Origin of the sequence: Kaistia sp. MMO-174 (genome assembly GCF_037147815.1) — a bacterium.
Lineage (GTDB): Bacteria > Pseudomonadota > Alphaproteobacteria > Rhizobiales > Kaistiaceae > Kaistia > Kaistia nematophila.
In genome coordinates this window covers 81,429-93,060 of record NZ_JBBCUO010000002.1, presented here as the reverse complement: position 1 = coordinate 93,060, position 11,632 = coordinate 81,429, and the positions used below count along the sequence as shown (strand labels likewise).

Sequence of the window (11,632 nt, the reverse complement as noted above, 5' to 3'; positions counted from 1 at the left end):
CGGCGCTGCCCAATGTATGCGGGCCGCCGGCCTCAACTTTCTGCAGAGGCCGCGGGGCCGTCACGAAGCACGCAATTTGGCCGTGCGATCCAGCCTCGCTCGCAGGCTGCGACATTCAAGCCGCCAACGAAAAAGGGCGGCGCAGTGACCTGCGCCGCCCATTTCCGTGTCCGGAGAGAAACCTCAGAAGGCGACGCTCAGGCGGCCCTGGATCGAATTGTCGGCGGCGTCGCTCGCGAGCTGGCCGGCATAGAACAGGCCGAGCTTGGCGCCCGCCGTCACGTCGACGTCGAAGCCGGCCTTGAGCAGCGCCGCGTCCTTGGCGATCGGCGCGCCAGTGACCTGGAAGGCGTCGCCGCCGGAGAACGCGAGCGTGCTGACCGAGGTCACATCGCCCCAGGCATGCTGCCAGGCGGCCGAGCCCTGCAGCGTCACGCCGACATTGCCGACCACGATCTTGTGCTCGGCGCGCAGGCCCAGCGTGCCATAGGTGACGCCCTGGTTGGCGCCGTCGACGGCGAGCGCGGCCGAACCGCCGGTCTCGTTGTAGCCATCCGTCGACAGATGGACATAGGCGAGGCCGGCGAAGGGCTCGATGGTGGTCGCGGCGCTGACGGCGACGTCGTAGCCGAGTTCGCCGAACACCTGCGCGGTGCCCGCGGAATAGTCCGCCTTTTCGGTTTCGAAGAAACCGGGGATCGAGACGTGCCGCGTCGTATCGACCTCGTTCCAGCTATAGCTGGCGCCGAGGCGGACATTGACGTCCGAGACCTTGCCGCCGGCATAGGCGAGCAGGTGGTAGTTGTTGCTGTCGCCGGACGAGGCGCGGTCGTCGAGGCTGAAGCTGGTGCGGCTGTAGCCTGCCGCGGCGCCGATCAGCCAGTCCTGGCCGAAGGTGTGATCGTAGCCCACCAGAACGCCGCCGGTCGAGCGGTTGAGCTTGGCGACATTGGCGTCGCCATCGCTGTGGCCCCAGGAGCCATAGGCCTGAGTCCAGAAGGTGTTGGGCTCGGCGGCAGGCGCGGCGGCCGTGCCCGGGAAGGGAGCGGCGCTGCGCTTGTCGGCCTCGGCATAGCCGGAGGCAAGGCTCGCGGCCGGCGCCGTCGCGCCCTTCGACGGATATTGCAGCCGGCCGAGCACCGCATCGCGCAGGAAATAGCTCTCGTTCAGGAGCGCACTGGCGGAAGCGGCATGGATCTCGCCGGAGATGGCGTTAAGCGCCGCAGGGGCGTCGGCCGTCGAAACGACCTCCATGGCCTCATACAGGGACCCGGAACCGACGGAATCGAGGCCGTTCGCGGCCGCCTTCTGGTTCGCGGTCTGCGCGGCGGAAGCAAACGCGCTCTCGCGGACGAGGCGCAGATAGAGCTCGGTGCCGCCGTTGCCATAGAGCAGTTCGGGCGACACGAAGGCGAAGTCGTGCGGCGCGATCTGGAACGTGTCGTCCGCGTTGCCCGACTGGTTGAACGAGGTAGCGGTGACGATCGTGTAGTTGTAGTTCGCCTTGTAGCCCGAGCTGGAGTCGATCTGCAGCGTCGCACCGTCCAGATCGGCGGCGCCTGACACCTCGATGCGACCGGCCTGACCGTTGGAATCGATGCCGACGACGAAGGTGTCCTCGTCGCCGAGCGAAAAGTCGCCATTGACCTTGAGGCGCGTCCCCACCGCCAGATCGAGCGTGGTCGAGGCGAGGGAACTCTTGAACTGAGCGCTCGATCCGAGCGCGACCGAGCCCTCGGCAATCTGGAGACCGCTGATCTCGCTGGAGAGGCTGCCAATCTTGAGTTCGCTAGCGCCGAGCTTCACCAGCCCGCCTTGGCCGAGCAAGTCGCCCCGCCAGTCGGCGCCGAAGGTAGAGGTGTCGAAGGTCGACGTCGTGCCGTCGACGAGTGTGGCATCGACGTCGGCAGCCGTCACCAGCTGCGAGCCGATCACCCGGATCGTGCCGCCGCCGAGGTTGAAGGCATAGGAGCCCTGGCCGTTGACGCGGTGGGCCCGCAGGCTCGACCCGCCGATCTCCAGCGCGCCGCCATTGAGGTCGTAGGTGCCGGCGCCCGTGCCCGCGAGGAACAGCGAAGACGTGCCGTCTACGCGCAGGACGCCACCGGTCTGGTTGATCGCGCCGGTCGCGTCGGCGGCCCCGTTGTTGGTCTCGCGGCCGAAGCCGATGGCGAGATAGCCGCTGTTCTGGATGGAGACCGTGCCGCCCTCGATGTTGAGGGTGCCGCTGGTGCCCGTCGTCTGGGTGGTGTTGCGGCCGATGGTCATGCGGGCCGCGTCGACAACGAGCTCGCCGCCGCTGATCGTGTAGGTGCCCTGGCCGCCCTGGTTGCCGATGTGGAGCGCGGCGCAGCGAGCCTCGTCGCCACAGGTCGGCGAAACCGTCACCGTGCCGCCGGTCTGATCGACCGTGCCCACGCCGCCATAATAGCCGACCGAGAGGCCGACGCCGAAGGAGACGCTCGCGCCGCTGCCGATGGTCATCGCGCCCAGATTGGAGCCACCCGAACCCACGGCCAGATAGTCGATCGTGCTGCTGCCAGTGAAATTGACCGTGCCGCCGGCGACATAGGCCTCGCCGCCCAGGATCGAGGCGCCGTTCAGCGTCAGGGTGCCCGCCCCCATCTTGGTGAAGGTGCCATAGGGATTCGCCCAGGCAACGCCATCCAGCAGGATCTGGTCGGAGAAGGTTACGGCGCCAGTATTGTTGAGGATGAGCTGATCGGTCGCCGCGACCTCGATCGTGCCGGGCGCGCTCGGCGCCGCGCCGACCAAGCCGTTCAGCTCGGATTCGGTTTCGACGACGATCTGAGCGGCCGATGCCGGAATGGCCAGGACGGCGGTCAGCGCAACCAGAGATGCACCCGCGGCCCAGCGCGTGCGTGCGAGAGAATGCGGCAGAGCGGATCGATCCGCGCTGCCTCGTTTGAACGATGCCATGATGCCCCCAAATGCCCTTGCTCGAAACCGGAACGCCGTGGAGAGCCACGCTCCAACCACGGCTCCTGTCTTCGAGCCCCCCCCGGAATTGACGGACCAAGGCTATCAACCCGTCCGCCTCACTTCAATACTGATTCATAAGTAATTCAAAATCGGCATGATTCAGAAATATGCGTATATGCGCAGCAAAATGACGATCTTCGGACTCCAAAAGGAATCCATTGTCCGGAAAAATCGAAAGTAATATTGTAGTTAATCTACTTATACTTAAGTGTATTGATAAATTTATCGGAATTATCTGGACCGCAACGCATAGTCAAACTAGCCCCAGACGGCCCAAATTGCCGCCTGCGGCTTAATGCATCGCGATCCTTATCAATTAGGATTGCTTGCAATACGAATGAATCAACCTCGCGTTGCTTCGCGGCGAGGTTGATTTCCGACTGCCTTGACCGGTACGCGCGCACAACCGAGCACAACACGGCGCGTGCAATACCGGCGACAGCCGCCCGCGGATCGCGACGCTAGGCCGCGATGCAGCGTCAGTTCACCGGGAATTCGAAGATCTTGCGGAAGATGCCGGGCGTGATCACCGAGAGCGGGTTGATCATGAGGCTCGGAGCGCTCAGCTTGCCGTCGACCTTGAAGGTCACGCCGATCAGGCCGCCCTTGCTGCCGCCGCCGAGCGCCAGGCCAATGATCGGGAGCCGGCCGAACAGGTTGTTGAAGGCATAGGCGGGCAGATAGGTGCCGGCCAGCGACACGGTCTGCTTGGCAAGATCGAGCGTGCCGTTGAAGGTAGCGCCGACCGAGGCACCGCGCAGCGTCGCGTCGTCGATCACGACGACCGAGCCGCGCTTGGTATAGTCGAGGCGCATGCGGTCGAACGGCACGTTGGCCGGATCGAGGCCGGTGCGGGTCGCTTCCGGCCCGTTGCCATTGGTCGCCGACACAAGCCGCCCCATCGACGGCTCGTCGACGATGCGGAAATTCAGGATGTCGAACACGCCGGAGAACGGGCCGGAGGGACCAGCGCGCTGGCCGGTCAGAGTCATGCGGCCGCCGTAGATGCGGCTGTAGATGTCGATGAAGCGGAACACGCTGCCGGCATCGCCGGAATTCAGCCGCAGTTCGGCCTGGTCGCCGCTGTCGACGAAGTTCATCGAGATGCCGCCCTTGTCGAGCATGCCCTCCAGCGACGCCTTCTGGACGACGCCGCCGCGCGCCTGCACGATGATCGCCGCGTCCGACAGGGTCGCCTGGTTGAAGCCGATCAGCGTCGCCACCTTGGCGTCGACCGAGATGTCGGCGGCGGCCTCGTTCGGCCCGGTCGCAGAGGCCTTGTACTGGGCGATCAGGCCGCGCACGTCGAAGGAGGAGCCACGGGCGACGATCGAATAGCCATTGCCCTTGCGGCTCAGATTGACCGAGATCTGGTCACCCTTGCGCAGCGCCAGCTTGTCGAGCTCGGCCGAGACGAGGCCGTATTTGGCGTCGAGCACCGCCTTGCCGCGAAAGCCGAAGCCGTCGCCGGTGGCGACCATGTTGTCGACGACGAAGCCGTTGCCGGTCGGGCGCAGGTCGAAGCTCAGCTTGGCCGGGACGCCGATCCCCTTCGACCAGCCGACCGCCTGCAGCACCAGGCGGGCCTGCTTCAGATCGAGCTCGTAGTGCTGGCCCTTGCCGTCGCCGAGGTCGGAGACGATGGCGCCGACGGTGCCGCCGAGCACGTTGTCCAGGCCGATTCCGAGCGCCTTGCGCGCCTTTTCGTCGAGGCTCAGCGTCACCTTGCGGCGCCCCGCCTCGGCCTGGCCGTCGCCATCGGTGTCGCCGAGTGGCTGGGAGACGTCGATCGCCGCGGGTACGCCGTTGATCGTCGCCTTGCCGTGGATGGCCACCTCTGCCGGCGTCGCGGTCATGGCGAGCGCGCCGTTCTGGATCAGCTTGCCCTCGATCGGCGCGCTGCTGGCAAAGCCCGTGGTCGTCAGCGCGACCCGCCAGTCGACCTCGGCCGGCGTCACGCCCGGCCGAAGCGGCAGCTTGATCGAGACGTTCGCGCGCGCCTTGCCGGAAAGCGTCGCCGGGTCGATCGACCGGCGCTCCATGGCGCGGATCGGCTCACTGTCGGCGATCTCGGCCAGCGCGCCGACGCTACCCTCCAGTTGCATCTCGATCTGGCCATCGGGGAAACGCTGCGCGGTGTTGGAGACGGCAAAGGCGCCGGCCGTCACATCGACCGTGCCACCGAGCGGCGTGACGACCTTCCCCTTCTCGACGTCGATGCCGAAGGTCGAGCCGGCCAGCACGGCATTGCCGGTCGCTCCGGTCACCGCCGGCACATTGCCGATGGTGGTGAAGGAGACGTCATCGAGGCGCATGTCGAGGCGCATGTATTCTTCTGGCAGGATCACCCGCTCGCCGGTCCAGAGCACGCCGGACGGCACGGACGCCTCGAACCGGCCCGCCTCGAGCGTGCCGCCCTTGATATGCTCATAGGCCCATTTACGCGCCGCACCGGCCAGGAAGGGCGGCCACATCTGCTTCAGCGTCGAGAGTGCCATCGGCGTGAAGGAGGCGGCCATCGCCAGAGAGGGCGTGGGCCCGTCGAGGCCGAGCGAACCGGCGGCGGCGACCGATCCGCCCTGGGTGGTTATCGAGGCGTCGGTGAAATCGATCCGCTTGGCCAGAACGTCGGCCGTGCCGACAAAGGCGATGCGGTCGGCGACGATCGGCGGCGCATTGGCGTCGTCCGCGAAGAGGACCGCATTGCGGCTTTCGAGCGTGAATCCGTACTGGCCGTCGGACTTGTCCGAGAGCGGCTTGACCTGGCCGACAACCACGGCGCGGGTATCGCCGAAGAAGAGCGAGGAAGGCTCGATGACGATGGCCCGCCCGGGGACATCCCAGCGCATGCGCACGGTCGCCTCGTCGAGCAGTACCGTATCCTTGCCAAGCCCGGAAACGATGTTGCCGGCGCCGAGATCGAGCCGGGCTGTCGCGGCCTGGATCTCGCCCTTGTCGTTCAGGCGAACGGTGAAACGCCCGAACATCGGCACGTCGGATTGCAGCAGGCTGTCGGGCTTGCCGAAGGCGGGGTTGATGTCGGCGAGCGAGAGCTGCGAGACGATCAGCGAGAGGTTGCGATCGTGGTTGTCGGCATCGACCAGGCGCTCGGCCTGCACGCCCCAGCGGCCGGCATAGCCCGACGTCTCGAAATTGGCTTTCACGGCGCCGCTGCCACCATCCACCGTCAGCGCGATGTCGGTATGACCGAAGGTGCGCAGCTGCATCTGGGACGCATCCCAGAGCTGGATGGTCGAGGCATCGACCGAGAGCCGCTCGAAACCGCGCGCGATGGCGAAATCCACGGCCGGATCGAGCGCGCCATTGACCGTGCGGAGCGCCCGGAGCAACTCCGGAAAGCCGCCATCGGCCAGCGCGGGGCTGTCCGGCGCGGCCGGCGCCACGCTGATGGCGGAAGGCGCCGGAATGTCCTGGCGGACGGTGTCGGCCGTGCCGAGATAGATCGCGCCCGAGGCGGAGCGCACCAGCGACACGTCGGCGTCGGAGATCTCGACCGTGCGGATATCGAGACGCAGTCGCAGCAGCGACAGCGGATCGATCGCCAGCCGCGCGGCGGGAACGGCGCCGACCACAGCATTGCCACGATCGCGTATCGAAATGTCGTCGATCTGCACCACGAGGCCGAGCACGGGATCGACGTCGATCATCGCCCGGCCGACCTTGACCGCATAATCGGGGCCGAGGCGCGAGGCGATGGAAACGCGGACGCGATCGCGCACGGCGCCAAGCTCGACAGGGCCGGCCGCGACGATCGCCGCGAGCGTGCCGAAAAGAACGACGACAAACAGCAACAACGCCCCGAGCAGGCGCGCCAGCAAGCGAGACCAGCCACGCCTTCTGGGCGGCGGACGCTCATAGAGAGGCCGATGAGCGCGCGCCGATGGATACTCGTCGAGGCGCATTGTCAGGCGTCAACACCCCTTGCCGGCCGTTCCCGTCCCGGGAGCAGCATGAAACCCATCGGTGACGTCGACCGATCCCGTGGAGCAGACCGACTGACTGATTCCGATCTCAACCGGAATCGCGGGACGATCCAAGCCCCACTTGCAAATTCCCCGTCAATTCTGCTTCTCACGCCAGACAAGTGCGACGAAAGGAAGGCAGCATGTCCACCCTGGCCCAAGGTTCCCTCGCTCCCGATTTCGACCTCCCGGCCGAAGGCGGCAGCAGAATCAAGCTGTCGGACCTCAGGGGACGCAAGGTTGTTCTCTATTTCTATCCGAAGGACAACACGTCCGGCTGCACTCTGGAAGCGATCGATTTCTCGGCCCGCAAGGCCGACTTCGAAGCCGTCGAAACGATTGTCGTCGGCGTGTCGCCCGACAGCGTGAAATCGCACGATTCCTTTCGCAGGAAGCACGATCTTTCGATCCGGCTCGCCTCCGACGAAAACCACGCCATGCTGGAGAGCTATGGCGTCTGGGCCGAGAAATCGATGTTCGGTCACAAATATATGGGCGTGGTGCGCACGACCTACCTGATCGACCGCGACGGCCGCATCGTCCAGGTTTGGGACAAGGTGAAGGTCAAGGGCCATGTCGACGAGGTTCTCGCCGCGGCGCGGAGCGCCTGAAGCCGACATGCAGTCCACCGATCTCCGCAGCCTCGCCGCCGCCTCCGCTCGCATCGTCGCCACCGCCGACCTCGACGAGAAGGTCGAGCTCGCCTTCGCCACCGCCAAGGCGTGGTTCGGCCGCCGCCTGTCGCTCTCCGCCGGCGCGCTCGACGGCGCCATGCCGGCCCGGCCCGGCCGCCCCGCCAACCTCGTGCTGGTGCCGCCGCGCGAATTGCCGAAGCGGTCGGTCCATTCCGAGCATGGCCGGATCTCGATGATCCACTCGCTCGCCCATATCGAGCTGAATGCCGTCGACCTGACCTGGGACCTGGTCGGCCGATTCGTCCGCGTGCCCCTGCCCCGCTCCTTCTTCGACAACTGGGTGCAGGTCGGCCTGGAGGAAGCCAAGCACTATTCGCTGCTCGCCGACCGGCTGAAGGATCTCGGCGCCGCCTATGGCGACCTGCCGGCGCATGATGGGCTTTGGCAAGCGACGCAGGAGACCGGACACGACCTGACCGCGCGGCTGGCCATCCTGCCCCTCGTGCTGGAGGCGCGCGGGCTCGACGTGACGCCGCCGCTGATCGACAAGATGATCGAGGTCGGCGACACAAAGAGCGCCGACATCATGTCGATCATCTACCGCGACGAAAAGCGCCATGTCGCCTTCGGCGCCAAGTGGTTCCGCTTCATGTGCGACCGCCAGCGCCTGGCGCCGGAACCGACCTTCCGGCAGCTCGTGATCAAGCATTTCCGCGGTCCGCTGAAGCCGCCGTTCAACGAGGCGGCGCGCTCCGAGGCAGGTATGACGCCCGGCTTCTACCGCCCGCTGGCGCCCTCGCGCGACCGCTGAAGCAAAGGCCATCAACCAAGCTTTAACCTTAACCGCCTCTAATCGTTGCGATCGGTCGTTCTCCTCGGCCAAAGGTCCGAGTACCGACGTCACGGTTGGAACGCAGATGCCGAGTCACTATCCAGAATATCATCCCGCCCCCCGCCAGAGCCTGGTCTCCCACCTCCCCGCGCCGCCCTTGCCGGAACCCGAGCCGCAGGCGGAAGCGCGCGGCGGCAAGGGCAAGACCAAGCTCGTCGTCTCGCATGGCGAGGGCGTGCGCGCGATCCATATCCGCCCTCGGACCGTGGCGATCGGCGGCGTCTGCCTGCTTCTGCTCTCCTCGCTCTATTTCGGCGCCACCGCCTATCTGTTCTTCCGTGACGGCCTGCTGAACGCGGCTGCCGAGAGACAGAACGCGATCATCGCCTCGCAGAATGTGCGCGAGGCGCGCGAGGTCGAGGCCGCGGCCATCCACGAGGGCCAGATCTCGGCCTATGAGGGCCAGGTGGCCGCGCTGCGCGACAAGGTCGGCAAGCTCAATTCCGAAATCGAGAACCTGAACAAGACGCGTTCGAAAGAGAACGCCGGCGTCGACGAGAAAGTGCGCAGCCTGCTCGACCGCCAGAAGGAACTCGAGGCCCGCCAGAAGGCGCTGGCCAAGGTCGCCGAAGCGGCGAAGCGCGCCGGACTCGACGTCACCATTCCACCGCCTTCCGCCGCGCCTGCCAAGCCGAAACCCGCCAAAGGCCGCAAGGCCGCGCTCGATCCGGAAGTGACCGGCTCGATCTCGCCGGCCGTCGCCAAGCCGAGCGTGCAATTTGCCGACATGGGCCTGCGCTCGCCGCAGCCGATGCCACCGGTCGTGGCCCCGCGCCTCGATCCGCTCGAGGACAAGATCGCCTCGATGGCCGCCGACCAGGACGCGCTCGTCGGGGCCCTCATGGCGGGCGTCAGCCAGCGCAACCAGAAGATCGACAGCGCGTTGCGCAAGCTCGGCCGCCGCGTTCCTCCCGCCCCTTCGGGCATCGGCGGACCGTTCGTGCCGGCACCGAAGGGCGCCGTCTCCACGCCTGCCGAATTCAAGGCCGACGTCGCGACGCTTTCCAACCAGTTCGACCGCCTCGCCAAGCTCCGCCAGATCGCACTCGCCCTGCCGCTGAAGCGGCCTCTCGAGGACGCCGACATCAGTTCGGGCTTCGGCACCCGCCGCGACCCGTTCCTCGGCCGCCTCGCGACCCATACCGGCATCGACTTCCGCGCCCTCTCCGGCCTGCCGGCCCGCACCGTCAACGCCGGCACCGTCATCGCCGCCGCCTATAATGGCGGCTATGGCAATTGCGTCGATGTCGACCATGGCAATGGCGTCGTGACGCGCTACGGCCACCTGCGCAGCATCAGCGTCAAGGTCGGCGAACGCGTCGTCGCCGGCCAGAAGATCGGCACCGTCGGATCGACCGGCCGCTCGACCGGCCCGCACCTCCACTACGAGATCCGCGTTGACGGCGAGGCGATCGACCCGATGATCTATCTGCGCGCCGGCCAGGAAATCAATCGCCTGCTCTAGCCCTGAACCGGCAGGGCAAGGCGCGATGTCCGAAACCGAAATTCCCGACGACGACGCCTGGAGCGCCTGGGGCCCGGAGGAACTTGGCCGCCGCCTGCATGGCGTCCCGAGTCCCTGGTGCATCGTCGGCGGCTGGGCGCTCGACCTCTGGCACGGGCGGAAGACCCGGGCGCACGAAGATCTCGAATTCACCGTGCTTCGCGAAGACGTCGCCGCTTTCCGCGCTGCGCTCGGCGGCATGGCGTTTTTCACCGCCGGCGACGGCATCGTCGCGCCGCTCGTCGACGGACGGGATCCAGCCGCCGGGATCTTCCAGATCTGGGCGCTCGACCGCGCGACGCGGCGCTGGCGTGTCGACATGATGATCGAGCCGGGAACGCCCACCGAGTGGGTCTGCAAGCGCGACAGCCGCATCCGGCAGCCTCGTGCGGAAATGGTGGCGGTCACGGCCGACGGACTGCCCTATCTGAAGCCGGCCGCGATCCTGCTGTTCAAGGCCAAGCACCGGCGCACCAAGGACGAGGCCGAATTCGCCCGCGCCTTGCCGAAGCTTCCGGCCGACGAGCGCGTCTGGCTGCGCGACAGCCTGTGCCTGCTCCACCCCGGCCATGACTGGATCGCCGCGCTCTAGGAACTGGCGGCTCACGCGTGAAAGCGGCGGCGGTACTCGACCGGCGACAGGCCGACGATGCGCGCAAACACCTTCCGGAACGCACCGGGATCGCCATAACCGACCTCCCAGGCGATCTGGTCGACCGACAGGGCGCTGAACTGCAGCGATTCGCGCGCGCGGTTCACCTTGAGCTGCTGCAGGTATTCCGTCGTCGTCAGTCCGGTCGCCTTGCGGAAGCGGCGCAGGAAGGTCCGCTGCTCCAGCCCCGCCCGCGCCGCGAGATCCTCCAGCGATGCATCCCTGGCGCCGAGGCCGTGCAGCCAGTGCTGCGCCTGCAGGACCGCGCGGTCGCCATGCTCCAGCGGCGGCACGAAGGTGCTGTAATAACGCTGCTCGCGGCCGGGCGGATCGACCAGCAGGGTCCGCGCCGTGTCCAGCATCACCTCCGAGCCCAGATAGCGGTCGACCAGCTTGAGGCCAAGGTCGGTCCAGGCCATCAGCCCGCCAGCGGTGATGATGTCGCCCTCGTCGATGATCAGGCGATCGAGATCGAGGCGGGCGTCGGGAAAGCGCTGGCGGAAGCGCTCGCCGAGAACCCAATGTGTGGTTACAGCGCGGCCCGACAGCAGGCCCGTCTCGCCGAGCAGGAAGATGCCGGCGCAAACCGAAACCAGCGTGCCGCCAGCCGCGTGAAACCCCCGCATCCACGCCGCATAGGGCGCCGCCACGGCCGCCTCGATGGGACCGAGCAGGCTCGGGACGACGATGAGGGCGGCCGGCTCCCCGGTCGCTCCTTCCGGCGCCGAATCGAAGACACGGACGACCGGGCCGCCGGGCCCGTCCTGTCGCCAGTGCGACACACGGATCGGCTCTGCGTCGACCTTGCCGAGGCGCAGCGCCGCCCGGTTCGCCACGGCGAACAGGTCACCAAGGCCGAGCACCGCCGCCATCTGCGCGTCGGGATAGAGCACCAGCCCGATTTCAGTCGAACGCGTCGCCATTTGTCGGAATCGCCCCGAAGATTGTCGATTTCGCCAGTTT

7 protein-coding genes are annotated in these 11,632 nt (G+C 67.0%); 4 read left to right on the top strand and 3 right to left on the bottom strand.

What is annotated here, in order from left to right:
- Positions 1 to 183: 183 nt before the first annotated feature.
- The gene (locus tag WFK98_RS06435) at positions 184 to 2,940 is read right to left on the bottom strand and encodes an autotransporter family protein (protein WP_336799673.1); all 2,757 of its coding nucleotides are present in this window, start codon (positions 2,938 to 2,940) and stop codon (positions 184 to 186) included.
- A 542-nt stretch (positions 2,941 to 3,482) separates the two neighbouring features.
- The gene (locus WFK98_RS06430; RefSeq protein WP_336799672.1) at positions 3,483 to 6,815 is read right to left on the bottom strand and encodes a YhdP family protein; all 3,333 of its coding nucleotides are present in this window, start codon (positions 6,813 to 6,815) and stop codon (positions 3,483 to 3,485) included.
- 314 nt (positions 6,816 to 7,129) lie between these two features.
- On the opposite strand from WFK98_RS06430, the gene bcp reads away from it, so the two are divergent.
- The 4 genes from bcp (at position 7,130) to WFK98_RS06410 (ending at position 10,609) form a co-directional block, all read left to right on the top strand.
- Positions 7,130 to 7,597: a thioredoxin-dependent thiol peroxidase gene (gene bcp / locus WFK98_RS06425; protein WP_266339669.1), complete on the top strand. Its 468-nt coding sequence runs from the start codon at positions 7,130 to 7,132 to the stop codon at positions 7,595 to 7,597.
- Positions 7,598 to 7,604: 7 nt separating this feature from the next.
- Positions 7,605 to 8,432 (top strand): ferritin-like domain-containing protein, encoded by an 828-nt coding sequence (locus tag WFK98_RS06420; protein WP_336799671.1) that lies wholly within the window; start codon positions 7,605 to 7,607, stop codon positions 8,430 to 8,432.
- 106 nt (positions 8,433 to 8,538) lie between these two features.
- A complete protein-coding gene (locus tag WFK98_RS06415; protein WP_336799670.1) occupies positions 8,539 to 9,978 on the top strand; it encodes a peptidoglycan DD-metalloendopeptidase family protein in 1,440 nt (479 codons plus the stop codon).
- A gap of 25 nt (positions 9,979 to 10,003) precedes the next feature.
- Positions 10,004 to 10,609 (top strand): nucleotidyltransferase domain-containing protein, encoded by a 606-nt coding sequence (locus tag WFK98_RS06410; RefSeq protein ID WP_336799669.1) that lies wholly within the window; start codon positions 10,004 to 10,006, stop codon positions 10,607 to 10,609.
- Positions 10,610 to 10,620: 11 nt separating this feature from the next.
- Here WFK98_RS06410 and WFK98_RS06405 read toward each other — a convergent pair whose 3' ends face one another.
- Positions 10,621 to 11,592 carry a GlxA family transcriptional regulator gene (locus WFK98_RS06405; RefSeq protein WP_336799668.1) on the bottom strand — a complete coding sequence of 324 codons (972 nt, stop codon included), beginning with the start codon at positions 11,590 to 11,592 and terminating at the stop codon, positions 10,621 to 10,623.
- Between the last annotated feature and the right edge of the window lie 40 nt (positions 11,593 to 11,632).